At 70.1% G+C, this 23,582-nt stretch carries 23 protein-coding genes and 2 pseudogenes; 13 read left to right on the top strand and 12 right to left on the bottom strand.

What is annotated here, in order from left to right:
* Window positions 1-63 precede the first annotated feature (63 nt).
* The 3 genes from CLM62_RS20960 to CLM62_RS20950 are packed head-to-tail and all read right to left on the bottom strand — an operon-like array spanning window position 64 to window position 3,411.
* Window positions 64-936 carry a transglutaminase family protein gene (locus CLM62_RS20960; protein ID WP_095751432.1) on the bottom strand — a complete coding sequence of 291 codons (873 nt, stop codon included), beginning with the start codon at window positions 934-936 and terminating at the stop codon, window positions 64-66.
* Between the two features lies 1 nt (window position 937).
* Window positions 938-1,870, bottom strand: coding sequence for an alpha-E domain-containing protein (locus CLM62_RS20955; RefSeq protein ID WP_095751431.1), 933 nt, complete (start codon window positions 1,868-1,870; stop codon window positions 938-940).
* Window positions 1,867-3,411 carry a circularly permuted type 2 ATP-grasp protein gene (locus CLM62_RS20950; protein ID WP_095751430.1) on the bottom strand — a complete coding sequence of 515 codons (1,545 nt, stop codon included), beginning with the start codon at window positions 3,409-3,411 and terminating at the stop codon, window positions 1,867-1,869. The genes CLM62_RS20955 and CLM62_RS20950 overlap by 4 nt, the downstream gene beginning before the upstream one ends.
* A gap of 320 nt (window positions 3,412-3,731) precedes the next feature.
* On the opposite strand from CLM62_RS20950, the gene CLM62_RS20945 reads away from it, so the two are divergent.
* The gene (locus tag CLM62_RS20945) at window positions 3,732-4,772 is read left to right on the top strand and encodes a helix-turn-helix transcriptional regulator (protein WP_095751429.1); all 1,041 of its coding nucleotides are present in this window, start codon (window positions 3,732-3,734) and stop codon (window positions 4,770-4,772) included.
* Here the strand turns inward: CLM62_RS20945 and CLM62_RS20940 are convergent.
* Window positions 4,726-5,748 (bottom strand): helix-turn-helix transcriptional regulator, encoded by a 1,023-nt coding sequence (locus tag CLM62_RS20940; RefSeq protein WP_257003966.1) that lies wholly within the window; start codon window positions 5,746-5,748, stop codon window positions 4,726-4,728. The genes CLM62_RS20945 and CLM62_RS20940 overlap by 47 nt on opposite strands.
* Before the next feature lie 295 nt (window positions 5,749-6,043).
* Here CLM62_RS20940 and CLM62_RS20935 point away from each other — a divergent pair, with 295 nt between their 5' ends.
* Window positions 6,044-6,376, top strand: coding sequence for a hypothetical protein (locus tag CLM62_RS20935; protein ID WP_095751427.1), 333 nt, complete (start codon window positions 6,044-6,046; stop codon window positions 6,374-6,376).
* A gap of 235 nt (window positions 6,377-6,611) precedes the next feature.
* On the opposite strand, the gene CLM62_RS20930 is transcribed toward CLM62_RS20935, so the two are convergent.
* A complete protein-coding gene (locus CLM62_RS20930) occupies window positions 6,612-7,025 on the bottom strand; it encodes a pyridoxamine 5'-phosphate oxidase family protein (RefSeq protein ID WP_095751426.1) in 414 nt (137 codons plus the stop codon).
* Window positions 7,026-7,136: 111 nt separating this feature from the next.
* Here CLM62_RS20930 and clpB point away from each other — a divergent pair, with 111 nt between their 5' ends.
* From clpB to CLM62_RS20910, 4 genes are all read left to right on the top strand, one after another.
* Complete coding sequence (clpB, locus tag CLM62_RS20925; protein WP_095751425.1) at window positions 7,137-9,782, top strand: ATP-dependent chaperone ClpB; 2,646 nt, start codon at window positions 7,137-7,139, stop codon at window positions 9,780-9,782.
* Between the two features lie 202 nt (window positions 9,783-9,984).
* Window positions 9,985-11,202 (top strand): ATP-binding protein, encoded by a 1,218-nt coding sequence (locus CLM62_RS20920; protein WP_179382168.1) that lies wholly within the window; start codon window positions 9,985-9,987, stop codon window positions 11,200-11,202.
* A complete protein-coding gene (locus CLM62_RS20915) occupies window positions 11,180-11,770 on the top strand; it encodes an RloB family protein (RefSeq protein ID WP_095751423.1) in 591 nt (196 codons plus the stop codon). Before CLM62_RS20920 ends, CLM62_RS20915 begins: the two co-directional genes overlap by 23 nt.
* A 105-nt stretch (window positions 11,771-11,875) precedes the next feature.
* The gene (locus tag CLM62_RS20910) at window positions 11,876-12,403 is read left to right on the top strand and encodes a YbjN domain-containing protein (RefSeq protein ID WP_095751422.1); all 528 of its coding nucleotides are present in this window, start codon (window positions 11,876-11,878) and stop codon (window positions 12,401-12,403) included.
* Between the two features lie 497 nt (window positions 12,404-12,900).
* On the opposite strand, the gene CLM62_RS20900 is transcribed toward CLM62_RS20910, so the two are convergent.
* From CLM62_RS20900 to CLM62_RS51640, 5 genes are all read right to left on the bottom strand, one after another.
* Complete coding sequence (locus CLM62_RS20900) at window positions 12,901-13,191, bottom strand: hypothetical protein (RefSeq protein WP_095751420.1); 291 nt, start codon at window positions 13,189-13,191, stop codon at window positions 12,901-12,903.
* Between the two features lie 538 nt (window positions 13,192-13,729).
* Complete coding sequence (locus CLM62_RS20895) at window positions 13,730-14,110, bottom strand: caspase family protein (RefSeq protein ID WP_095751419.1); 381 nt, start codon at window positions 14,108-14,110, stop codon at window positions 13,730-13,732.
* 6 nt (window positions 14,111-14,116) lie between these two features.
* Window positions 14,117-14,497: a hypothetical protein gene (locus tag CLM62_RS20890; protein ID WP_095751418.1), complete on the bottom strand. Its 381-nt coding sequence runs from the start codon at window positions 14,495-14,497 to the stop codon at window positions 14,117-14,119.
* 82 nt (window positions 14,498-14,579) lie between these two features.
* Complete coding sequence (locus CLM62_RS50120; protein ID WP_179382157.1) at window positions 14,580-14,720, bottom strand: hypothetical protein; 141 nt, start codon at window positions 14,718-14,720, stop codon at window positions 14,580-14,582.
* A 55-nt stretch (window positions 14,721-14,775) separates the two neighbouring features.
* Window positions 14,776-14,907 (bottom strand): hypothetical protein, encoded by a 132-nt coding sequence (locus CLM62_RS51640; protein WP_257003964.1) that lies wholly within the window; start codon window positions 14,905-14,907, stop codon window positions 14,776-14,778.
* Window positions 14,908-14,941: 34 nt separating this feature from the next.
* On the opposite strand from CLM62_RS51640, the pseudogene CLM62_RS20885 reads away from it, so the two are divergent.
* Window positions 14,942-15,283: pseudogene (locus CLM62_RS20885) on the top strand (DUF1330 domain-containing protein); the annotation flags it as partial.
* Between the two features lie 154 nt (window positions 15,284-15,437).
* Here CLM62_RS20885 and CLM62_RS20880 read toward each other — a convergent pair.
* Window positions 15,438-16,124 carry a TetR/AcrR family transcriptional regulator gene (locus CLM62_RS20880; protein ID WP_095751416.1) on the bottom strand — a complete coding sequence of 229 codons (687 nt, stop codon included), beginning with the start codon at window positions 16,122-16,124 and terminating at the stop codon, window positions 15,438-15,440.
* Between the two features lie 96 nt (window positions 16,125-16,220).
* On the opposite strand from CLM62_RS20880, the gene CLM62_RS20875 reads away from it, so the two are divergent.
* Window positions 16,221-16,937, top strand: a complete 717-nt coding sequence (locus tag CLM62_RS20875; protein ID WP_095751415.1) for an NAD(P)-dependent oxidoreductase — start codon at window positions 16,221-16,223, stop codon at window positions 16,935-16,937.
* Window positions 16,938-17,015: 78 nt separating this feature from the next.
* On the opposite strand, the gene CLM62_RS20870 is transcribed toward CLM62_RS20875, so the two are convergent.
* Window positions 17,016-18,206, bottom strand: a complete 1,191-nt coding sequence (locus CLM62_RS20870; RefSeq protein ID WP_095751414.1) for a pyridoxal phosphate-dependent aminotransferase — start codon at window positions 18,204-18,206, stop codon at window positions 17,016-17,018.
* A 129-nt stretch (window positions 18,207-18,335) separates the two neighbouring features.
* Between CLM62_RS20870 and CLM62_RS20865 the strand changes: the two genes are divergently transcribed.
* The 5 genes and pseudogenes from CLM62_RS20865 to CLM62_RS20845 all read left to right on the top strand — a co-directional run bounded on the left by CLM62_RS20865 (window position 18,336) and on the right by CLM62_RS20845 (window position 23,582).
* On the top strand, window positions 18,336-18,695 hold the full coding sequence (locus CLM62_RS20865; RefSeq protein ID WP_095751413.1) for a hypothetical protein: 360 nt from the start codon (window positions 18,336-18,338) through the stop codon (window positions 18,693-18,695).
* Window positions 18,696-19,214: 519 nt separating this feature from the next.
* Window positions 19,215-19,721 (top strand): annotated as a pseudogene (locus CLM62_RS20860) (DUF2617 family protein); the annotation flags it as partial.
* 216 nt (window positions 19,722-19,937) lie between these two features.
* A complete protein-coding gene (locus tag CLM62_RS20855) occupies window positions 19,938-21,575 on the top strand; it encodes a polyamine aminopropyltransferase (protein WP_095751412.1) in 1,638 nt (545 codons plus the stop codon).
* Window positions 21,576-21,796: 221 nt separating this feature from the next.
* Entirely contained in the window at window positions 21,797-22,444 is a 648-nt protein-coding gene (locus CLM62_RS20850; RefSeq protein ID WP_095751411.1) for a dihydrofolate reductase family protein, read from the top strand.
* A gap of 205 nt (window positions 22,445-22,649) precedes the next feature.
* Complete coding sequence (locus CLM62_RS20845) at window positions 22,650-23,582, top strand: SRPBCC domain-containing protein (RefSeq protein ID WP_095751410.1); 933 nt, start codon at window positions 22,650-22,652, stop codon at window positions 23,580-23,582.

The following is a 23,582-nucleotide window of genomic DNA, read 5'->3' as shown; positions in this document are numbered from 1 at the left end:
ACCGGCCACCGGCCGCCGCCCGCCCACCGGCCGCCGCCCGCCCACCGGCGGCCACCCGTCCGCTCACGCCACCCGCGTGAACTCCACCGTCACCTCCGGCGGGCCCCCGGCCACCCCCCGGTACACCCCCTTGTGCGGAGTGACGTCGTCGTAGTCCCGTCCCCGGCCGACCACGACATGGGACTCGTCGGCCCTCGTCCGGTTCGTGGGGTCGTAGCCGCACCAGTCGCCCGCCCAGTACTCGACCCAGGCGTGGGACTGCCCGGCCACCGGGCGGTGGAGCTCGGCCTCACGTTCCGGATGCAAATACCCCGACACGTATCGGGTGGGCAGGCCCAGGCCCCGCAGCATGGCGATGGTGAGGTGGGCGATGTCCTGGCAGACGCCCGCGCCCTGTTCCCAGGCCTCGGCGGGGGCGGTGTTCACGTTCGTCACGCCGGGGAGGAAGGTCACCCGGTCGGCGATCAGGGACGATACGGCGATGGCGGTCTCGTGCGGGTCGAGGCCCGCCGCCGCGTCCCTCGCCAGGTCGTGGAGCTCGTCGGGGACCGTCGTACGGGGAGTCGCGGCCGCGAATTCCAGCAGGCGGGTGCGTGCCGTCTCATCGGCGATGTGCGGCCAGGTCGGCGCGGCCGGCAGGGCTCCCGGCGGCTGGGTCTCGACCAGGCTGGAGGCGGTGATGGTGAGGTCCGCGTGCGGGTCCATGAGGTCGAAGCCGGTGACCTGGGTGCCCCAGTAGTCCCAGTACGACCAGGTGGCGGCCGTCGGGCTGATGGTGACCCGGGCGTCCAGGGTGGTCTGGCCGGGCAGCGTCAGCGGGGTCATGCGGAGCTCGTTGTGCGAGGAGACCGCGGCCTGGGCGTACGAGACCCGGGTGACGTGCCGGATACGCAGGCGGCGGACGCCCTGGGTGGTCAGCGTGGTCATCATGGTCATCTCAGGCACCTTCCTGGGCCCACTCGACGGGCCCCTGATAGGGGAAGAACCGCTCCGCCACGGCGTCGGCCGACGCCATGCAGGACTGCTGCAAGTCCCGTAGCAGCAGAGGCAGTTGGTCTTCCAGTGCCTGTGAGTCCAGATACTCCAGGCGGGTGCGCATCCGGCCGATCGGGCGGCGCGCCGGGTCCTGGCGGGGGCGGCCGAGCGAGGACAGGCACTCCTCCGCCGTCGTCAGCGCGTGCAGCGCGGAGCGCGGGAAGTCCCGGTCCAGGAGCAGGAATTCGGCCACGCGCGGAGTGTCGCCGAAGCCGCCGTACACGCGCGCGTACGCCTCGTCGGCGCCGGACGCGCTGAGCAGGGTCGGCCAGTCGGGCGCGTGCGGGGCGTCCAGCACGCGCACCGCGAGCAGTCGTACGGTCATGTCCACCCGTTCCAGGCTCCGGCCCAGGACGACGAAACGCCAGCTGTCGTCCCGGCTCATCGTCGAGTCGGCGAGTCCGAAGAAGAGGGCCGCCCGGCGGCGTACCAGCTCCAGATACGCGTACGGACCCGTCCGCCGCGCCGCCAGCCGCTGGTCCTCCAGCGCGTGCCACGTCGAGTTGAGGCACTCCCACATCTCCGACGACACCGCCTCGCGGGCACTGCGCGCGTTCAGCCGCGCCGCGCCCAGCGCGCCCTCGATGGAGCCGGTCGAACGGGAGTCGAAGGCCAGCTGGTCGAGGACCTGCTGCATGTCGACGCGTTCGTCGCCCGCCTCCATGCCGAGGATCGCGTACAGCGACCGGCAGGCCACGTTCTCGTCGCGCCAGGGGTCCTCCAGCATGCGGTGCAGATAGGCGTCGAGGATGCGGCCCGTGGCGTCGGCCCGCTCGACATAGCGGCCGGTCCAGGTCAGGGCCTCGGCTATGCGGGAGAGGATCACGTCGTTCACTGTTGTTGCGCCCCTTCCTGTACGACGGTGGGGGTGCCGTCGGGTCCCAGCTGGCGGGGCGCGACGTCGAGGGGAGAGCCGGCGCTCAGGGGCGCGGGGGTCTGAGCCGGCCCTTCCGCCAGTACCCAGGTGTCCTTCGAGCCGCCGCCCTGGCTGGAGTTGACGATCAGGTTGCCCTCCTGGAGGGCGACCCGGGTCAGGCCGCCCGGGAGGACCCAGACGTCGTTGCCGTCGTTGACGGCGAAGGGCCGTAGGTCTATGTGGCGCGGCGCCATACGGTCCCCCGCGAGGGTGGGGGAGGTCGACAGGGCGACGGGCCGCTGGGCGATGAAGCCGCGCGGGTCGTCGATGACGGCCCTGCGGGTGCGCTCCAGTGTCTCGGCGTCGGCCTTCGGCCCGATGACGATGCCCTGCCCGCCGGCCCCGTCGACGGGCTTGATGACCAGCTGGTCGATCTGGTCGAGGACCGCGTCCAGCTGGCCTGGTTCGTCCGGCCGGAAGGACTCCACGTTGGGCAGAATCGGTTCCTCGGAGAGGTAGTAGCGGATCAGGTCCGGCACGAACGTGTACAGGAGCTTGTCGTCCGCGATGCCGTTGCCGACCGCGTTGGCGAGGGTCACGTTTCCGGCCATGGCCGCGCTGAGGATGCCGGGGCAGCCGATCACCGAGTCGGGGCGGCAGTGCAGCGGATCGAGGAAGTCGTCGTCGAGGCGCCGGTATACGACATGGACGGGCACCTCGCCGCGTGTGGTCCGCATCCACACCCGGTTGTTCCGGCAGAGCAGATCGTGCCCCTCGACCAGCTGCACGCCCATCAGCCGGGCGAGCAGGGCGTGTTCGAAGTAGGCGGCGTTGCTGGGGCCGGGCGTCAGGACGACGACCCGCGGGTCCTGGGTGCCGTCGGGAGCGGCGGCGCGCAGGGCGGCGAGCAGCCGGTGGCAGTAGCCGTCGACGGGCAGGACGTGCTGCTCGGCGAAGAGGGAGGGGAAGATCCGGGTCATCGCCCGGCGGTTCTCGATGACGTACGAGACCCCGCTGGGCACCCGCACGTTGTCCTCCAGGACCCGGAAGTCCCCGGCCTCGTCCCGTACGAGGTCGATGCCGGCCACGTGGATGCGCACCCCGCCCGGAGGTTCGACGCCGTGGGCCGCGCGGTGGAAGTGGGGGGAGTTGAGCAGCAGCCGCCAGGGCACGACGCCGTCCTCGAAGGCGCGGGCCGGGCCGTAGGCGTCGGCGAGATAGGCCTCCAGGGCCCTGACTCTCTGGCTCACGCCGCGTTGTATGAGATCCCATTCGAGGGCGTCGAGGATCCTGGGCACGAGGTCCAGCGGCCACGGCCGCTCCTCGCCCGCGAAGGCGTAGGTCACGCCCCGGTCCGTGAACGCCCGGGCCATCTGGTCCGCCCGGAAGCGCAGTTCACTCGGCTCGATCGGCTGAAGTGCCGCCAGCACCGGCTCATAGGCGGTCCTGACCTCACCCGGCCGCTCAAACATCTCGTCCCACGCGTCGGCCAACGCGTACGCGTCAAATATGTCCGCCATGGCCTGACGTTAAGTGCGGTATGTAACGCGGCGATCTCTGCGGGATTTCAGGCAGCTCACGTGCGGAACGGGCGCGTCCGCGACCGCCCGTGTCGCCGGGCACTCGGCACCCCCCGGGTTCCGGGGCGGGTTCGGCGGGTATTCGGCCGATGCAGGACACCACCATCAGCTTGTTGCAACGGAGCGGGCGGAGGCCTGGAAATAGCGGGTCGTACGGGTGCTTTCCGGTGCCGGTGGCGCGGGGAGCCGTGTTGCGGACCCGGTACGGTCCGCGCATAGTGGCGCTGCGGAAGAGCTGGAACGGGGGGTGGGACGGGGCGATGGCCGGGCACGGGACGGACGAGCATCCCCACGGTGCTGACCGACTGTGCGGGGTCGGGGATCGCGTGTATTCCCGGGCCGTACGGCGCGGTCGCGTGTCGCGCGCGGATGCGGATGCCGTGCCCTGCCTCCTCGAGCTGGCCCTGCTGCACCCGGACCCCGACGACATGGACTGGCTGGTGCCGACGGCCCCGCAGGAGGTCATGACGCGGCTGCTGCGCGGGGTGTACGACGAGGTCAGCGCGAGCCAGCGGCGGGTGGGCTCGGCGGTGGCCGCCTTCGAGTGGTACGCCGGTCTCGGCCCGCGGCTGCCGGCCGCCGCCGCGGAGGGCAGCGCGATCCGGGTCCTGGACGGCCTGTCCCGTATCCAGGCCGCGATGGACGAGGCGACGGAGGCGTGCACGACCGAGGTCCTCACCGTCCAGCCCGGCGGCATCCGCCCCGAGCACGAGCTGACGGAGGGCCTGCACCGGGCGCTCGCGCTGCGCGGGCGCGGGGTGCGCATGCGGGACCTGTACACGCACGTGGCCAGGCACGGTCAGGGCCTGCTCAACTACCTGGAGCTGATGGGCGGCGCGGTGCAGGCGCGCACCTTGGACGAGGTGATCGACCGCCTGATCCTCTTCGACCGTACGGTCGCCTTCATCCCCGCCAACGCCGACCGCACCCTCGCCCTGGAACTGCGCCACCCGGCCCTCGTCGAGTACCTGGGCACGGTGTTCGAACGGCTGTGGCGGCTGGCGATCCCGCTCACCGCCCCGCTGCCCGACACCGGCATCGAGGGCATCTCGCACCGGGAGCGGTCCATCGCGGCGCTGCTGGCGGAGGGCCACCAGGACGCGGTGATCGCGGAACGCCTGGGCATAAGCGTCCGTACCTGCCGCGCGCACATCGCCCGTCTGTCGGAGACGCTGGGCGCGGCCAGCCGTACCCAACTCGGCGTGCGCATCGCCCAGGTGGGCCTGGACGGCCCGGCCCGCCGTCCCGCCGAGGTCACCCCGTTCCGGGATCCTGCTGCAGAATCCCGGACTGCGCTATGAGGTAGCCGAGCTGGGCGCGGCTGCCGCTGCCCAGGGCGGTGGCGAGTTTGGCTATGTGGGCGCGGCACGTACGGACGTTCATGCCGAGGCGGCGGGCTATCGCCTCGTCGACGTGGCCCTCGACCAGCAGCTTGGCGATGGAGTGCTGGATGTCGGTGATGCCGTCGGGGGCGGTCTCGTAGGGGGTGCCGGCGGTCAGCGGGACCGCGCGGTTCCACATGAACTCGAAGACCTTGACCAGGTAGCCGACGAGCCCCGGGTGCCGTAGCTCCAGCGCCACCTGCCGGTCGTCGCGGACGGGGATGAAGGCGACGGTCTCGTCGCAGATGATGAGCCGCTCGACGAGTTCGTCGATGGTGCGGTACTCCACCTTCCCGTCGGTGAAGCGGTCCATGTAGGCCAGCCGCTCGGGGCTGTAGCGGGCGGTGTGTTGGTAGAGGGTCCGGATCCGCACACCTCGCTCGATCAGTGGCCTGTCGCGTTCCAGCCCCTCGATGAGTCTGTTCTCGGGGCGTCGGCGGCCGCTCGGCTGGACCGTGAGCATCTCGATCTGGCACTGGGCCGTGGCCAGGTCGAGGGCGGCGTTTATACGTTCGAGCCCCTCCAGCACCGTGATCGAGTGGGTGGGCTCGGCGCCGCCCGCGCTGAGGGCCATGAACGGTTCGAATGCCTCGGCCAGCTCGATCGAGGTCTGCCGGCGTTCGGTGATCTCGCGCTCGATCGGATTGAGCCGCCGGGCCAGCGCGACCGAGGGGGGAACCGGGCGCAGCCAGTTCACGTCGTCGGGATCGGGGTGCAGGAGGGCGAACTCCATCAGGCAGGGAGCGGGCTCCACATCCGCGCGGGCGATACGTCCTGTCCGCAGGGCGTTCGCATAGAGACGTCCCCCCTCTTCGCACAGTTCAGTGATGGCATGGGGATGTGTCGCCTTGGTCCGATTCGTTGTCAAATCTCCACCCCCCAGGGTCCTGAACATGCAGGAACATGATGCACCGATCGGGTGGCCATGACGTGCCTGAATGAGCCATCGTCTTATCCGACGGGGGAAGAGGGGACCTTCAAGTGAGGACGAAGCCAGCTATGAGGAAGAGAATGCTTCGCTCGGTGCTTGTCGCCGCCTTCTCCGCCGTTGTGGCCTTCGGAACCATGAATGGCCTCTCTGCTGTGAAGGGTGACACGCAAGCCGATGATGTGACGTCAGTGACAGTGGTGGCCGCGCCCGCGGCCGAAGAAGCCCCACTCGCACCGGGCGACAGCGTCTGGGACTGACCATGACCACTCCACCTGACGACCGCTCCTTCCGCCGCGAAATGGCCACGGCCTACCGCTCCGGCTGGCACTTCATCGACCTGGCCACCGCGATCCCCCACGCCGGTGACTCGTTGATGGTGACTGTCTTCGGTGAGCCGGTGGTCGTGACGCGGGACGAGGACGAGGACGTACGGGCCTATCGGTGCCTGCGCAAGCCGCGCGGTGCGCCGCAGCCCGTGCGGTGTGCCATCCGGTACGGAATGATCTTTGTGAACCTGGACCAGCGGGACCACCGACTGGTGGAGTCGGACACTCCGCCACCACGAACCATAGCCACCCCCCGCAGTGCCTGACGCGATTCCCCCGTCGTAACAAATCGCTCAGGTGCTTCCCCCCGCAGCGGCGTCACCGTGACCTGAACACGGTGACGCCGCTGCAGTTTTATGGGACATTTCCGGGTTTCGGATGAATCTGGCGGTGGCTGAAAGCAGTCGATCACGGAAGTCTTTTTACCGACCGATACCGACCGTCCATGCGTTTTTCTGGGCGCCACCCCAGCCCCACCCGTCGCACCACCCGTCGCCGCCCTCAGCCCCGCCCCATCGCCCGCGTCAAGTGGATCTCGATCACCACCCGGGACGGGTTCGGCGCGGGCGTGCGTTCGTAGCGTTCCGCATATCTCCGTACCGCCTCCGCGACCCGATCCGGATCGGTGCGGACGAAGGCCCGGCCCTCCAGCGTCGCCCACCGCCGCCCGGCCACCTGGCACACTGCCACCCGCGCCCCTTCCGGCCCGGCGGCCAGCACATGCCCCACCTTCGTGCTGGTCTTGTTGGCTATGACCCGAGCAAGGCGCGCCTCGGGGTCGTATGTCACTCCGACGGGCACCACGTGCGGGCTGCCGTCCGGGCGCGGGGTCGTCAGCGTGCACAGGTGGTGTTCGCGCCAGAAGCTGAGGTAGGGCGCGTCGGGAGCGCCGGGATCCTGTGGGTATGCGGTCATGGGCCCGGAATTTAGCCGCCTCCCGGCTCCCGCGCCGCATCTTGAGTGGAATAGACTCAACTTTGTGTACGTTGATTGGGTCACGGCTGACGCAAGGAGGAGAAAGCGAACGTGGACGCCGAGCTGACCAACAGGAGCCGGGACGCGATCAACGCGGCCGGCAACCGCGCCGTGTCCGAGGGGCACCCGGATCTCACCCCCGCTCACCTGCTCCTCGCTCTGCTCCAGGGGCAGGACAACGAGAACATCATCGACCTGCTGGCCGCGGTCGACGCCGACCAGGCCGCCGTACGCGCCGGGGCGGAGAAGGTTCTCGCCGGTCTGCCCAGCGTGACCGGGTCCACCGTCGCGCCCCCGCAGCCCAACCGCGAGCTGCTCGCCGTCATCGCCGAAGCGCAGGCGAAGGCGCAGGAGCTGGGGGACGAGTACCTGTCCACCGAGCACCTGCTCATCGGCATCGCCGCCAAGGGGGGCGCGGCCGGTGACGTGCTGTCCGGGCAGGGGGCGAGCGCGAAGAAGCTGCTGGAAGCGTTCCAGAAGGCCCGCGGCGGGCGCCGGGTGACCACCGCCGACCCCGAGGGACAGTACAAGGCCCTGGAGAAGTTCGGCACCGACTTCACGGCCGCCGCGCGGGAGGGCAAGCTGGACCCGGTGATCGGCCGGGACCAGGAGATCCGCCGGGTCGTGCAGGTGTTGTCCCGCCGTACGAAGAACAACCCCGTCCTCATCGGTGAGCCCGGCGTCGGCAAGACCGCCGTCGTGGAGGGGCTCGCCCAGCGGATCGTCAAGGGTGACGTGCCCGAGTCGCTGAAGAACAAGCGGCTGGTCGCGCTCGACATCGGCGCGATGGTCGCGGGCGCCAAGTACCGGGGTGAGTTCGAGGAGCGCCTGAAGACCGTCCTCGCCGAGATCAAGGACTCCGACGGCCAGATCATCACCTTCATCGACGAACTGCACACCGTCGTCGGCGCGGGCGCCGGCGGCGACTCGGCGATGGACGCGGGCAACATGCTCAAGCCCATGCTCGCCCGCGGTGAGCTGCGCATGGTCGGCGCCACGACCCTGGACGAGTACCGGGAGCGGATCGAGAAGGACCCGGCTCTGGAGCGGCGCTTCCAGCAGGTGATGGTCGCCGAGCCGACCGTCGAGGACACGATCGCGATCCTGCGCGGTCTCAAGGGCCGCTACGAGGCCCACCACAAGGTCCAGATCGCCGACAGCGCGCTGGTGGCCGCGGCGACGCTCTCCGACCGCTACATCACCTCCCGCTTCCTCCCCGACAAGGCGATCGACCTGGTCGACGAGGCGGCCTCCCGCCTCCGCATGGAGATCGACTCCTCCCCGGTGGAGATCGACGAACTCCAGCGTGCCGTCGACCGGTTGAAGATGGAGGAGCTGGCGCTGGAGAAGGAGACCGACCCGGCCTCCCGCGAGCGCCTGGAGAAGCTGCGCCGCGACCTCGCCGACAAGGAGGAGGAGCTGCGCGGCCTGACCGCCCGCTGGGAGAAGGAGAAGCAGTCCCTCAACCGCGTCGGTGAACTGAAGGAGAAGCTGGACGAACTGCGCGGCCAGGCCGAACGCGCCCAGCGCGACGGCGACTTCGACACCGCGTCCAAACTGCTCTACGGCGAGATCCCCGCCTTGGAACGGGACCTGGAGGAAGCCTCGGCGGCCGAGGAAGAGGTCGCCAAGGACACCATGGTCAAGGAGGAGGTCGGCTCCGACGACATCGCGGACGTCGTCGCCGCCTGGACCGGCATCCCGGCCGGCCGCCTCCTGGAGGGCGAGACGCAGAAGCTGCTGCGCATGGAGGAGGAGCTGGGCAAGCGCCTGATCGGCCAGACGGAGGCCGTGCAGGCGGTGTCGGACGCGGTACGGCGCACCCGCGCCGGCATCGCCGACCCCGACCGCCCGACGGGCTCCTTCCTCTTCCTCGGCCCCACCGGCGTCGGCAAGACCGAGCTCGCCAAGGCCCTCGCCGACTTCCTCTTCGACGACGAGCGGGCGATGGTCCGCATCGACATGTCGGAGTACAGCGAGAAGCACAGCGTGGCCCGCCTGGTCGGCGCCCCGCCCGGCTACGTCGGCTACGAGGAGGGCGGCCAGCTGACGGAGGCGGTGCGGCGTCGGCCGTACAGCGTGGTGTTGCTGGACGAGGTGGAGAAGGCCCACCCCGAGGTCTTCGACATCCTCCTCCAAGTGCTGGACGACGGCCGGCTGACGGACGGTCAGGGCCGCACGGTCGACTTCCGCAACGCGATCCTGGTGCTGACGTCGAACCTGGGCAGCCAGTTCCTGGTCGACCCGATGACGAGTGAGGCGGAGAAGAAGGAGCAGGTCCTGGAGGTGGTCCGGGCCTCCTTCAAGCCGGAGTTCCTCAACCGCCTGGACGACCTGGTGGTCTTCTCGGCCCTCACGAAGGCCGAGCTGACCCGCATCGCCCGCCTCCAGATCGACCGCCTGGCCAAGCGCCTCGCCGAACGCCGCCTCACCCTGGAGGTCACCGAGGAGGCCCTGGCCTGGCTCGCCGACGAGGGCATGGACCCGGCGTACGGCGCCCGGCCGCTCCGCCGCCTCGTCCAGACCGCCATCGGCGATCGCCTCGCGAAGGAGATCCTGTCCGGGGAGATCAAGGACGGGGACTTGGTGCGGGTGGATGCGTTCGGGGACGGGCTGATCGTGGGGCCGGCGACGGGCGCTGCGGCTGGCACGGCGACTGGCACGGCGACTGGCACGACGACGGGGAAGACGCTGTAAGCGGCGGAGCCGCACTTCCAGGCCCGTCACCCTGGTGGGTGGCGGGCCTGTCTCTGGTTGGGAACAAGGGCTAGCATGCTTTTCAGAAGGCCGATCGAGCGATTCACTTGTTCACAAGCCCGAGAAGTGGGGTACCGGAGTGCTGCTGAGCTTTCGGGTGGCCAATCATGGCTCACTGCGTGAGCCGCAGGAGCTGAACCTCGTGCCGGTCTATGAGGACGAGCGGCCGGCACTGACTGTCGCGGCGATCTATGGGGCGAACGCGTCGGGGAAGTCGACGGTTCTGGACGCGTACCGGTTCTTCCGCAAGGTGGTGCGGGAATCGCAGGCTCAGTGGTTGCCGGACGCCCCCATCGAGCGGCGGCCGTTCCTTCTGGACCACGAGAGCAGGCGTGAGCCCTCGACGTACGCCGTGGATGTGCTGATCAGCGAGGTCCGGTACGTGTACGGGTTCGCGGTCTCCGACACGGCCGTCGAGGAGGAGTGGCTGTATGCGTACCCCAAGGGGCGCAAGCGAGTGCTCTTCGAACGCCGGGGTATGGACGTCACCTTCGGGGCGTCGCTGACCGGTGAGCGGGTCGCGGCAGGACGCGTGCTGAGGCCCAACAGCCTGTACCTGTCGGCTGCCGCTCAGACCGCGCACGAGAAGCTGAGCGCCGTCTGGAGGGGTGTCCAGGCCTCCTTTTCCATCGACGACCGAAGCCGACAGGCGCTGACGCGGACCGGCTCCTATGCCGCCAGAGCGTTCGAGAACTTCGAGCGGCGGGGACTCGCACGTGGCGCCGACGTCCTGGCGGCGGCCGACCTCGGAGTGCAGGCCCTCCGTCCCGGCCGCGAAGAGGACCCGGAGGCCAAGAATTTCCTGGGCCGGACATGGTGGGAGGAGCAGTCGGCAGAGACCCGAGCGGCTGTGTCGAGGTCCCTGCAATTCGTGCACCGGGTGGGGGAGGAGGAGTTCCTGCTTCCGGCGAAGTACGAGTCGGCCGGCACCAAGACCTGGCTGAATCTCGTCAGCTTTGCCTTGATGTCCCTTGGGGACGGAGAACTGCTCTGGATCGACGAGATCGACGTCAGTCTGCACCCCCTCCTCACGGTCAAGCTCATCAAGCTCTTTCAGAGCCCGGAGCTCAATCCGCTGGGCGCCCAGTTGGTCTTCACCACGCATGACGCCGCGCTCCTGGGCACGATGCTCGGCGAAGAGGTCCTGCGCCGCGATCAGATCTGGTTCGTCGAGAAGAGCGCGGAGACAGGCGCCTCCGAGCTCTACCCGCTCAGCGACTTCAAGCCGCGCAAGGGCGAGAACTTCGAGCGGCGCTATCTGGCGGGCAGCTATGGTGCCGTTCCTGTCCTTCCGGACACGGCGCTCGAGGACGTGGTCAGGGAATTCTGGGGGGCCCATGGCAAGGCCGTTTCCGCGTGAGGGGTCTGGCCGACGGCGCGGCCCCACCCGTAGATCCGCTCGGACGATCCTCGTCGTCTGCGGCAGCAAGGAGACGGAACGCCAGTACCTCCAGGGCTTACGGGAACACCTCCGCAACCCCGCCGTCTCCGTCGTCGTACGCGGAAAGGCCTGCTCACCGACCCAGCTCGTCGCCTACGCCAAGACGCAGCGGAACATCAGCAAAGGCACCTTCGACGAGGTGTGGTGTGTCTTCGACGTGGATCAGTTCGTCGATGTGGCGGAGGCGGTGATCGCCGCGCGCAAGGCCGGCATCCGGGTGGCGGTCTCCAACCCGTGCTTCGAGCTGTGGCTGCTGCTCCACTTCGCCTCGCAGACGGCACACATGCCGACGTACAAGAAGTTACTTCCGCTCCTGCAGAAACACGTGCCGGGATACGACAAGACGCGCCTCGACTTCGCCGTCTACCGCGACGGCCGCACCGCTGCCGTGGAACGGGCTCGGAAGCTGGACCCGACAGGTGAGGACCACGCACACAATCCGTCGACCGGCGTATGGCGGCTCATCGAGCGGATGGAAGAGCGATGAGACGACCGGATCGAGTCAGCCGAGGGCTGACAGACCCGGCTGGGGTTGCCACCCCCCTCCCCGCATGGGGGAGGATGGCGGGATCCGTACGAAGGGAAATTCACGGTGACCATCGACCCGTCCTCGATTCCGAACTTCGGGGGCCAGCCCGAGCCGCAGCCCCAAGGACCGGCGGGCCCCGTCGTCCCGGATCAGGACCTCGTGAAGCAGCTCCTCGACCAGATGGAGCTCAAGTACGTCGTCGACGACGAGGGTGACCTCGCGGCGCCGTGGGAGCAGTTCCGTACGTATTTCATGTTCCGTGGCGAGGGTGACCAGCAGGTCTTCTCGGTGCGGACGTTCTACGACCGCCCCCACAAGATCGACGAGAAGCCGCTGCTGCTGGAGTCCATCGACGACTGGAACCGGCGGACCCTGTGGCCCAAGGTCTACAGCCACACCCACGACGACGGCACGGTCCGCCTGATCGGCGAGGCGCAGATGCTGATCGGCACCGGCGTGAGCCTTGAGCACTTCGTCTCCTCGACGGTCAGCTGGGTGCGTGCCGCGATCGAGTTCGACAAGTGGCTCGTCGAGCAGCTCGGCCTCGAGCAGGAGATCAACGACGCGGAGAAGCCCGAGGACGAGGAGTAGGCCTTCTCTTAAAGCTCTTGAAGAGGCGCGTCCGGGATCACGACCAGGCACGCGCCGTAGGTGAACCAGAGCCCGGCCAGGGCACCGGCCAGCACGGCCGCGTGTCTGGGCCGGGCTCTGGCTGTTCGGGCCGGGCGGGCGGCCGGTGGGGGCGCGGTGCTTGTCCACAGCCTGTGGAAACCTTTCCGCGCCTGGGGATGACCTCGTACGCCGCCGCTGCGGGCACGGCCGCAGCGACCGCGAACCCGTTGGGCCGGGCCCGCCGCCGCAGCCGGGGCGCGCGCCGTACGAAGACTCAACGTCGTGCAGGGCGGTCACCAGACCTTCGTGACCTGCGAGAACAGCAGGTCATGGGCGGGCCCCGGCAGCCAGGGTCGCACTCGGCGCCGTCCCACCGCGTGCGATATCTCCCGTCACCCCCGCCCACCGGGTGCGACTGCCCATGGGGCCGCAGGCGGACCGGGCGGTCAGCTGTGGGTGGGGGCGGTCCGGAGGTGTCAGTCGATGTAGACGCTGTTGCCGAACTCGGAGACCGTCGACTCGCCGGGATGGACAGCCTCGGTGACCGCGCCGCCACAGCCCGGCTCCGAGAAGACGTACGCGATGGCGTCCGTGTGGTTGGAGACGCTCAAGGGCCAGCGGTCCGAGTCGTAGCAGCCGCTGGGTTGTTCGTACGCCGTTTCGTTGATGACGAGCACTCCCTCGGCCGCGACGGCGGAGCCCGAGACCGCGAAGGCCAGCATTCCCGCCGCCACTAGGGAGCCGACCGTGAGCGCGATACGACGCATGGGCATTCCTCCTGCCTGCCGGGGCCGCCGTCCGCGACCCTCGTGAGCACTGAACGTACGGGATCACGCACCGAGCGTCACCGGGCGTATGGGGCTCAAGATCCGCCGCTCACTACGCCGTTCACGCCGCCGCCGCTGCCTCGGTCGCCGCGTGGCGGCCGCCCCTCGGTCCGCGTTGCTCTTGCCCCGGCGGCTGAGCTGTGGATGACTGGCTGCGCGGCGCCGAGGGGGAGTGAGCATGGGCAACTGGGCCGTGATCGCGCAGTACCAGAATCAAGCATTCAGAGGCCAGATCAGCCGCTCAGCCACAGCCCTAATGGCGCTGGACTCCAGTGGCTTCCCAATGGGGGAGTCAAGCTGTGTCGACGGGCAGCATCCAGCTCCGTGATCAGTTGAACCAGACCTGTCGCCCGCCCCACGCTGAGGTGCGCCACGACGTACGGGACTATCGCCGGCGTCTTGCCCCAGGTCCCGGTGACCTTGCCGTTCGGGCAGGGGACGCTGCGGTGGGTTTCAGGATTCAGGTGTGTTTCAGGATTCAGGGGACTCGGACGGTAGCCCGGGGACGAGGTTGCGGAGGGACTGCCAGCGGGGCGAGCGGGACGGCCGTCGAGCGGAGGTAGTCGAGTTCGGTGTCCCGCATGATGAAGTGCAGGCGGCCCCTGGTGTCCTTCCAGCCGTGCAGGGAGAGGTGGAGGAGGAGCAGGTCGTCGCGGCCGGCCTTGGTGAAGAAGGACTCCAGGGCTCGCATCGCGGGGCGTTGGGGTACGTCGACGAGCGTCTCGACCTCGAAGCCGCCGATGTCGGGCGCGCCCAGCACCTCTGCGAGGGCGGCCGCGTCCGCGGTGGCCGCCGGGAGCGTGGCGAAGTGGTCGTCGTCGTACGTGCTGTTGGCGATGATCAGGGCGCGGCTCGCCACGGCGGGTCACTCCCCGTGGCGGCGGAGGAACTCCTCCAGGGCGCGCTGCTGCACCTCGTCGCTCACCCCGGTCAGCTCGATCTCGTCCTCGCCGATCTTGAGGCGGACGTTGCCCGAGCGGCGCCGGTTCAGCCAGTCCTGGACCAGGGCGGCGAGCACCGGGAGCAGGGCGCCGCTGCCGCCGAGGCCGAGGAGGAGCGCGCCCAGTTGTACGGCTTCGGTGGAGCGGCTGCCCGGTGGTGGCGGGCCCTGAGTCACCCGGTCGATGCTGTCGAGGTCCAGCTCGCTCAACTCGGCGATCAGATGTTGGAGTTGTTCCTCGGCGAACTCTTCGTCGTCGTCTCCGGTGTCGAGTACGAGCACGACCGGAATCGTCCTGGTCCCCATGACGCCACCCCCGTTCACTCGCGTCGAGGGAACTGTAGCGACGCGGGGCCTAGTGGGGGAACGGTCCGGGAAGATCCGGTGGTCAGAGTTTGCGGAGGGGCGGGCTCTGCACCTTGCGAAGCCAATAGCCGAACAGCAGGCCGCGCTCGCCGGGCGGGGTGCCGGTGCGGTCGTGTCGGCGCGTCTCCATCTCGCCGTGGTAGAAGTCGGCCGCTACCTCCACCGTGTACTCAAGAGAGCGGTGCAGCGTGGCGAGCGTGGTGCGGGGTGAGTGGTCGTTACGCGACGCCCTCCGGTTCGGTCTGCTCCCGGCACTCGCGGCACAGGGCGGCGACCGAGCCCTCGACCTCGGCCTCGAGTCGATTACCTGCCAGGTCATCGCCCCCGGCGCAGCCGGATGCCACGATCATCCGCGTACGGAGCCCGACCGACCGGAAGGACGCCATGCCCGCCTACGTCATAGCTCACCTGCAAGAGGCCGCCCCGCACCCGGAGATCGCCGAGTACATCGAGCGTATCCCCGCCACCTTCGAGCCGTACGGCGGCCGCTTCCTCGTGCACGCCACGCAGCACGAGGTGAAGGAGGGCGACTGGCCCGGGCACGTCGTGATGATCGGCTTTCCCGGGGTCGCCGAGGCGCGGGCCTGGTGGGACTCGCCCGCCTACCAGGAGATAGCGCCGCTGCGCTCGCGGCACATCGAGGGCGACATCATCCTGGTCGAAGGCGTCCCCGAGGACTACGACCCGACTGCCACCGCGAAGGCGATACGGGAGGCCCTGCCTGCCGGCGCGACGTCGACCTCGGCTCGGTCGAGGTGCACGAGTGAGCCCGAAGAAAGGCGATCGGTCAGTGTCCCCCCACGTTGAGCGGCTGGAATGTCCTGGCCCCAGCCCGCCCGGATCCGCTGAAGGGCGGGGTCCAGGACCGGCTTCTCTGGACTCACTGAGCGCTCGCGGTCTCGTCCGGGTGGAGGGCGTCGAGGATGAGGGTGAGGCCGAAGGCGAACTCGTCGGCGTAGTCGTAGCCGGGCTTGAGGACGTGCTCGGTGGCCAGCTCGGTGAGGTGGGGGTAGGCGTCGGTGGGCATCTCGCGCAGGATGGCGCCCGCGACCTCGTCCAGCTCCGCCGCGCCTCTGAACGGCAGACTCAGCTCCTGGAGCACGAAGCCGTACAGGTAGCTGTCGATCAGTGAGACGGCGTGCGCTGCCATCGGGACGGAGAACCCTCCGGCGCGCAAAGCTCCGATGACGGCGTCATGGTGGCGCAGGGTCGCAGGGCCGGGCTGGGAGCGGGAGTCCATCAGGCCGATGGCCCACGGGTGGCGCCGTAGGACGGCACGGGCGGAGACCGCTCGGTGGCGCACGGCACTTTTCCAGTCCGTGTCGCGCGGCGGCAGGTCGATCTCGCCGAACACCGCGTCCACCATGCCGTCGAGGATGTCCTCCCTGCCCGCCACGTGGTGATAGAGCGACATCGCCTCGACCCCCAGCGGTTCGGCGATGGCCCGCATGGTGAGCGCGGCCGACCCCTTCTCGTCCGCCACCGTCACCGCCGTACGAATCACGCGCTCGCGACTGAGCGGGGTGCGCGCCGACGCCCCGCGCCGGCCCTTGCCTCCCTCGGGCATCCGCCTCTCCTTCTTCGCTCTCCTTGACCGCCTTACAGCATAAGGCTACCTTGCCTTACAACATAAGGTCAGCAGGTCGGCGAAGGGGGCTGCGTCATGGGCACGGATCGTGTGAAGAAGGTCTGCATCGTCGGAGCTTCGGGGAAGCTCGGGCAGTACATGGTCGGGCACGCATTGGAGCGCGGCTATGAGGTGGTCGGCGTGTGCCGGGAGGGCAGCGTGCCGAAGCTGGCCGCGTTCGAAGGCCGGATGACCGTCGTCCCTGGACCCACGAACGACCCGGAGGTGATCCGGCGGGCGGTTGCCGGGTGCGACGGAGTGTTGACGGTGCTGGCGCCCTGGGGTGTGCGGCAGTACGCGTCGGGCACGGCCCAGGCGGTGCTCGACCACGCACGGCCGGGCGCGCGCCTGGTCTTCTCCTGCGGCTGGCACATCACGCGCGACGGCAAGGACAAGTACTCGCGGATGTTCAAAATGGGCGTCCGGATCGCCACCGTGCTGGCCAAGCTCGTCCGCGCCGTCGAGCTCGACGACCAGGTGGAGGCGTGCCGGCGGGTGTTCGCCAGCGACACCCGGTGGACCGTGGTGCGCGGCAGCAACCTGGAGGAGGGCGAAAGCCAGGGCCTGCCCGTGTGGAGCAGGCACGTGGGCGACCCGGTACTGGCCGGCAATCTGACGCGCCGGGTGGATTTCGCGCTGTTCATGGTGGAAGCGCTCACCAACGACACGCTCGTCCAGGAGGCCCCGGCGATCGTCGGCTGCCGAACCCCCAGCGCCCTCGCCCACACCGGCGGCCCCCACGACCACGCCTAGCTGGGCCGTGCGGACGTCACGACTGCCCTGTCGCGTCGGCACGTGCGGCTCACGGGGCGGGCCGTCCGGCTCGGTCTCTCAGGACGTGAGCCGCTTGAGGCGGGCCACCGCCTCGTCCAAGACGTTCAGCTGCTTGCAGAACGCGAACCGTACGAAGGGGGCGCCCGCCTCCCGATGGTCGTAGAAGACGGCGTTGGGAATGGCGACCACCCCGGCCCGTTCCGGCAGGGCGCGGCAGAAGGCGAAGCCGTCCGTCTCGCCGAGGGGGCGGATGTCGGTGGTGATGAAGTACGTGCCCGCCGGGCGGAAGACCTTGAAACCCGCCTCCTCCAGCCCCGCCGTCAGCAGGTCCCGCTGGGCCAGCATGTCCTCGCGGAAGGAGGCGAAGTAGCTGTCGGGGAGCGCGAGCGCTTCGGCTACGGCGTACTGGAACGGGCCCGACGACACGTACGTCAGGTACTGCTTCGCCGAGCGCACGGCCGCGATCAGCCCGGGAGCCGCCGTCGCCCAGCCCACCTTCCAGCCGGTGAACGAGAACGTCTTGCCGGCCGAGCCGATCGAGACCGTCCGGTCGCGCATTCCCGGGAAGGTCGCCAGGGGGAGGTGTTCGGCCTCGTCGAAGACCAGGTGCTCGTACACCTCGTCCGTGACCACGAGCAGATCGCGTTCGACGGCCAGCTCGGCGATCGTCGTGAGTTCCTCGCGGGTGAGGACGGTGCCGGTCGGGTTGTGCGGGGTGTTGATCAGTAGCAGCCGGGTGCGGTCGGTGACGGCGGCGCGCAGTTCGTCCAGGTCGAGGCGGAAGCTGCCCTCGTGCGGGCGCAGGGTGACCGGCACCCGGGTGCCGCCCGCCATCGCGATGCAGGCCGCGTACGAGTCGTAGTACGGCTCGAAGGCGACGACCTCGTCACCGGGCTCCACGAGCGCGAGCAGCGCCGCGGCGATGGCCTCCGTGGCGCCGGCCGTGACCAGCACCTCGGTGTCGGGGTCGTACGACAGCCCGTACCGCCGCTGCTGGTGTGCGGCGATCGCTGTGCGCACCTCGGGGATGCCGGGACCCGGCGGGTACTGGTTGCCGCGGCCGTCGCGCAGCGCCCGTACGGCCGCCTCCCTGATCTCCTCGGGCCCGTCCGTGTCGGGGAAGCCCTGGCCCAGGTTGATCGATCCGGTCCGCAGGGCCAGGGCGGACATCTCGGCGAAGATCGTCGTCCCGAACTCGGCGAGCCGGCGGTTGAGGAGGGGGCGTGCGCTGGAGGTCATGCCGGTCATCCTGCGCCCAAGCTCTGGAGTTCCTCAACTCTGCTTTGGCCCATGAGCCGGAGGGGCATCTCCACCGCACGCACCAAGCGAGGCGCCCACGGGGGGCCGCTTCGGGGGAACTGGAAGGAGGGTGAAGCCATGGTCATCGGCATCATCCTGGCGGTTGTCGTCTTCATCTTTGTCGGAGCGGCCCTGGCCGCCCGCCGAAGCCGTCGGCGGAACGTGGTGACGGGGGCCCGCCGCGGCGGCGGGACGCGCCGCGCGGCTGGCAGCGGCAGCTCCAGCAGCCACAACAGCAGTGGCAGCGACAGCAGTTGGTGGGTCGCCGGAGGGCTGGCGGGCGCGGGTGACAGCGGTTCGGGATCGTCCGGATCGTCCGACGGCGGGTCCTCCTCGTCGTCCTGCGGCAGCAGCGGCTCGTCCGGCGGTGGCCACTCCTGCGGCGGTGGCTCGTCCTGTGGGGGCGGCGGAGGCGGATGCGGCGGCGGAGGCAGCTGACACGGGGCAGCTGAGCTCCAGCGCCGCATCGGTACGGCGGGGACCGTGGGGCCCATACGGGGGGTGGGCCGCACGGTTCCCGCACTTGCGCCGCGGCGGCCCAGCTGTATTGATCCGCACCGCGGCGGCCCCAGCTGTAATTCCCCGCACCGCGGCGGCCCCCGCTGTATTGCCCCGCACCGCGGCGGCCCCGCACCCGCAACGCGCGTCCGCCGGGTACCGCTTCCGGCGGGCGCAACCGCGCCCCGGCGCACGCTCCGGCCGCCCCGGCGCACAACGGGGGTTGAACAGTTGAGCTGTGGAGCCCTCTCAAGTATGGAAACCCCACGAAGTTGGGTAAAAACCCTGTGGCGGCGCCACAGTTCATGATTCCCTCTAAATCACCAACGCGGCCCCCCGGACGCCCCGCGGACACCCTCCTTGACCCTCCGACTGGGCCGACCGGGCCGAATCCCCTGGTGCCGACCAGGGTGCGCCGGACCACACCTCCCTTTCTTTGCGTGCTAGCGGAGCCGACCCATGCTCACGACCCTGAACACCGCCTACACCGACACGCGCGCGGCCGACCTCGCCTGGGCCCTGGGGCGCGAGCCGCTCCCCGCACTGGCCACGCTCGACCTCGAACTGAACGGAGCGAAGCTCCAGTTGAGACTCCTCGGCGCGTCCCACCAGGTGCTGCTCGAGGAGGAGCAGGGCAAGTGTTCGGAGACGGTGGCGTGCATCGCCGGCAGCAGCACGCCCCTGCCGCTGGGCGTCGCCAAGCGCGTCGGCGACTGGGAGTACGAGTTCGCGGCCCGGGTCGAGGTCCTCTCGCCCGGCTCCTTCGCGGGCCGCGCCCAGGAGTTGCTCGCGCTGGTGTCCGACCACCCGAACGGCTTGGCGGGCGTCTTCCCCGGCAGCCCGCACGCCTTCACGGCGATGCTGGCCCAGCGTCATGAAGGGCAGGTGCACTGGCGGACCTGGCACGCCTACCCGCAGGACGGGCAGTTGGTGGCGACACGGACACGCGTGGGGGCGAGAGCGCGGACCAAGCAGCAGGCCGAAAAGCAGGCCGAAAAGCAGGCCGAACGGCAGGCCGAACGGCAGGCCGAACGGCAGGTCGAACGGCAGGCCGAATGGCAGGCCGCACAGCAGACCGAACGGCAGGCCGCACAGCAGACCAAACACAGGGTGCTCAACTGACCGTCAGTTCCACACGTGTGGGTGACGAAGCGTGCCCCAGCAGTGACGTAACGTCTCAGCGTGATCGAACCGCACGCGCCCGCCCCGCCCGGCACCCCGCCGCCCTGGGCGGGCCCCGCGCGGCTGCCCGTCCGCCCCGGCACGGGCCGGTTCTTCGTCCTCGCCTGCGTCTTCGTCTGCGCCGCCTGCGGACTGGTGTACGAACTCGAACTCGTCGCCCTCGCCACGTACTTGATCGGCGATTCGGTCACCCAGGCCTCCGTCGTCCTGTCGGTCATGGTCTTCGCGATGGGCATCGGCTCGCTCGTCGCCAAACGGCTGTGCTGGCGCGCGGCGGCCGCCTTCGGCGCGGTGGAGGCGGCGCTCGCCCTGGTCGGTGGATGCAGCGCGATGGCGCTGTACGCCGTCTTCGCCTGGACCGGCGACTGGGGCGGCCTGTGGGCCAGCGGCCCCCGCTGCCTCCTGGTCGCCGCGTCCCTGGCCATCGGCCTGCTGATCGGCGCCGAAGTCCCCCTGTTGATGGAGCTGATCCAGCGCATCCGCAGACAGGACGCGGGCGGTGCGGTGGCCGACCTGTTCGCGGCGGACTACGTCGGCGCACTGGTCGGCGGCCTCGCCTTCCCCTTCCTGCTCCTGCCCTTCCTGGGCCAGCTGACCGGCGCGCTGCTCACCGGCGCGGTCAACCTGATCGCCGGCGGGGCGCTCATCCTCGGTCTGTTCGGCCGCGACCTGACCCGCCGCGCCCGCTGGCTCCTGCTGCTGGCCAACGTGACCGTCCTGGCCGTCCTCGCCACGGCCGCCGTACTCGTCGAAGACTTCGAACGGGCCGCCCGGCACGTGGTGTACGGCCAGGACGTACGGGTGGCGCTGCGGACCGACATCCAGGAGATCGTCCTCACCGGCGGCACGCACGGCCGTCCCCTCGCCCTCTTCCTCGACGGCCGGCTGCGGGTCAGCGGCCGCGACGAGTACCGCTACCACGAGGCACTGGTCCACCCCGCGATGACCGGCCCCCACGCCCGCGTGCTCGTCCTCGGCGGCGGCGACGGACTGGCCGCCCGCGAGGTACTGCGGCACACCGGCGTGCACCGGGTCGACGTCGTCGAACTCGACGAGGCGGTGCTACGACTGGCCCGCCAGGACCCGGCACTCGCCCGGCTGAACGGCCACGTCTACGGCGACCCGCGCGTCCACGTGACCACGGCGGACGCCTTCCACTGGCTGCGGGGGGCGCCCCCGGCGGCGTACGACGTGGTGATCGCGGACCTGCCCGACCCCGGCATCACGGCGAGCACGAAGCTGTACTCGCAGGAGTTCTACGGCCTCGCACGACGGGCGCTCGCCGACCACGGCCGCCTGGTGGTGCACGCCGGCCCGGTCTCCTCGCGCCCCCGCGTCTTCTGGACGGTGGACACGACACTGCACGCGGCCGGTCTGCGCACGGCCCCGTACCGCGTGGGAGGCCGCCACTCCGGTTTCGCGGCCGGCCCCGACCGCTCGGTCGGCAGGTCGCGGGGACCGCACGACTGGGGGTTCGTCCTCGCCTCCCCGGACCCGCGACCACCCCTGCGCCTCGACCCGCACGGCCCGCGCCCGCGGACGCTGACCCAGACGTCTCTGACGGCGGACGCGCGGGCGGCGGCGGGGACGCGGATGGAGGGGTTGCCGGTGTCGACGTTGGTGCATCCGCGGTACTGACGGGTGTCGCGGGAGGCGAGCTCTTCTCGGTAGTTCGACGCCCAAGTTTGTTCGACGCCCAGGTTTGTTCGACGCCCAAGGTTTGAAGGACGCGGGCGCCCAGGTTCTCCCCAGGCCGAACGATCAGGCATTGGCGTCATGACATCGGGGCGGCCATCATCGCTCCATGGCCGAGCTGATCCGACGAAGCCGGACCAGCGGTAGGAAAGGAGTCGCGAGCCATGTCACTCGCCCGCGTCCACAACTTCTCCATCTCGCTCGACGGCTTCGGCACCGGTGAGGGACTGAGCCATGACGCGCCGTTCGGCCACGCCGGCGAAAGGCTGCACGAGTGGATGTTCGCCACCCGGTGGTGGCACGAGAGGATCGGCCGGACCGGCGGGACCGGCGGTCTCGACGACGCCTTCGTGCGGCAGTTCACGCCCGGGATCGGCGCCGAGATCATGGGCGCCGGGAAGTTCGGCCCGCCCGGGTGGCACGAGGACCCGGAGTGGAAGGGGTGGTGGGGGCCCAACCCGCCGTTCCACACACCGACCTTCATCCTCACCCATCATCCGCGCCCGTCGATCGAGATGGAGGGCGGCACGACGTTCCACTTCCTCGACGCGTCGCCCGCCGAGGCGCTCGAGACGGCCCGCGAGGCCGCGGGCGGCCAGGACGTACGCATCGGCGGGGGGCCCACCGTGATCCGCGACTTCTTTGCCGCCGGGCTCATCGACCACATGCACATCGTGGTGGTCCCGCTCCTGCTCGGCCGAGGCGTACGCCTCTGGGACGGACTGGAGGGCCTCGAGAAGGACTACGAGGTCGAGGCCGCCTCCTCGCCCAGCGGAGTCACGCATGTGACCTTCACCCGTGTGGGTCTCTGAACCGCCTCGGTCGAGGATCCGGAGCGCGGGTAGGGCTCGAGGCCATGTCCTTTTGGGCAGGACCCGGCTGTGCCGAGGTGATCAACTCGCGGTGTTCCCCGGCCTCGAAGACCGTTCGCGAGGCCACCGGACCATGAGTCCGGACAATATGGTGAGCCGATCAGCACTGTGGCCGAACTAGCCAGGAACGGTAGGCTCGCGAACCATGGAGCATGAGGTGTTCGTTCCGGTTCCGGCCGAGCGGCTCAGGGAGGCGCTCACCGATCCAGCGCGGGTCGCCCGGGCGGTTCCCGGACTCCAGCAGGACGCCGCCGGCGCCGAGCCCGTCACCGGGCGGTTGAAGGTGCGCGTCGGCAGTCACTCCATCACCTACCGCGGCTCCGTACGCCTCTCCGGGCAGGACGACGGTTCGTACGCCGTCGAGGGCGACGCCACCGAGGCCCGCGGCACCGGCTCGGTCAAGCTGGCGCTCACGCTCCGCGTCCGGGACACGGACGGCGGCTCCACTCTCACCTTCGAGGGAACGGTCTCCGCGGACGGCCGCATCACCGAGCTGCCGCAGGACGCGGTCGCCTCGGCCGCGACCCGCCTGCTGAACCGATTCGCGGAGAACCTGGGCGTCGCGGCGGGCGAGGAGGAGCAGGAGGCACCGGACGAGCCAGAGACATGGGACGAGTCAGAGGCACGGGACGAGTCAGAGGCACGGGACGAGTCAGAGGCACGGGACGAGCCAGAGACACGGGACGAATCAGAGGCAGGGGACGAGTCAGAGGCACGGGACGAGTCAGAGACACCGGAAGAGCCAGAGACTCCTTCAGCGCCCGAGGCCCCCGCGCCGGCCTCCGTCTTCGACACCGAGGTTCCCCCGCCGTCCCTGGCCGAGGACGTCTCCGAGGATGTCCCCAAGGATTTCGCGGAGCCCCCCGAACCCCCCGCCGAGGCCGCCCACGCGCGGCGGACGATGATCGGGCGCAGTGCGGAGGAGGTCGACCACGCCCCGCCGCGCGGTCGCTACGCCCCCGTTCCGGCCCCGCAGACGGTCGTGCCCAACCAGACGCTCCGCTGGGCGGCACCGGCGGCGGCGCTGGTGCTGGCGTCGGCGATCGTCGTGGGCCGGGCGCTGCGCAGACGCCGCTGA

Source organism: Streptomyces sp. SA15 (assembly GCF_002291145.1).
In the GTDB taxonomy this organism is placed as follows: domain Bacteria; phylum Actinomycetota; class Actinomycetes; order Streptomycetales; family Streptomycetaceae; genus Streptomyces.
This window is presented reverse-complemented; position numbering and strand designations above follow the sequence as displayed.

What these genes read in the sequence shown, in the direction of transcription:
- CLM62_RS20845 (WP_095751410.1), top strand. Translation starts at nt 22,650, where the DNA reads ATGGAGCATGAGGTGTTCGTTCCGGTTCCGGCCGAGCGGCTCAGGGAG.
- CLM62_RS20865 (WP_095751413.1), top strand. Translation starts at nt 18,336, where the DNA reads ATGGTCATCGGCATCATCCTGGCGGTTGTCGTCTTCATCTTTGTCGGA.
- CLM62_RS20870 (WP_095751414.1), bottom strand. Translation starts at nt 18,206, where the DNA reads ATGACCGGCATGACCTCCAGCGCACGCCCCCTCCTCAACCGCCGGCTC.
- CLM62_RS20930 (WP_095751426.1), bottom strand. Translation starts at nt 7,025, where the DNA reads ATGACCGCATACCCACAGGATCCCGGCGCTCCCGACGCGCCCTACCTC.
- CLM62_RS20940 (WP_257003966.1), bottom strand. Translation starts at nt 5,748, where the DNA reads ATGTTCAGGACCCTGGGGGGTGGAGATTTGACAACGAATCGGACCAAG.
- CLM62_RS20945 (WP_095751429.1), top strand. Translation starts at nt 3,732, where the DNA reads ATGGCCGGGCACGGGACGGACGAGCATCCCCACGGTGCTGACCGACTG.
- CLM62_RS20880 (WP_095751416.1), bottom strand. Translation starts at nt 16,124, where the DNA reads ATGCCCGAGGGAGGCAAGGGCCGGCGCGGGGCGTCGGCGCGCACCCCG.
- CLM62_RS20850 (WP_095751411.1), top strand. Translation starts at nt 21,797, where the DNA reads ATGTCACTCGCCCGCGTCCACAACTTCTCCATCTCGCTCGACGGCTTC.
- CLM62_RS20960 (WP_095751432.1), bottom strand. Translation starts at nt 936, where the DNA reads ATGACCATGATGACCACGCTGACCACCCAGGGCGTCCGCCGCCTGCGT.
- CLM62_RS20915 (WP_095751423.1), top strand. Translation starts at nt 11,180, where the DNA reads ATGGCAAGGCCGTTTCCGCGTGAGGGGTCTGGCCGACGGCGCGGCCCC.
- CLM62_RS20950 (WP_095751430.1), bottom strand. Translation starts at nt 3,411, where the DNA reads ATGGCGGACATATTTGACGCGTACGCGTTGGCCGACGCGTGGGACGAG.
- CLM62_RS20935 (WP_095751427.1), top strand. Translation starts at nt 6,044, where the DNA reads ATGACCACTCCACCTGACGACCGCTCCTTCCGCCGCGAAATGGCCACG.
- CLM62_RS20875 (WP_095751415.1), top strand. Translation starts at nt 16,221, where the DNA reads ATGGGCACGGATCGTGTGAAGAAGGTCTGCATCGTCGGAGCTTCGGGG.
- CLM62_RS20890 (WP_095751418.1), bottom strand. Translation starts at nt 14,497, where the DNA reads ATGGGGACCAGGACGATTCCGGTCGTGCTCGTACTCGACACCGGAGAC.
- CLM62_RS51640 (WP_257003964.1), bottom strand. Translation starts at nt 14,907, where the DNA reads ATGATCGTGGCATCCGGCTGCGCCGGGGGCGATGACCTGGCAGGTAAT.
- CLM62_RS20900 (WP_095751420.1), bottom strand. Translation starts at nt 13,191, where the DNA reads ATGCGTCGTATCGCGCTCACGGTCGGCTCCCTAGTGGCGGCGGGAATG.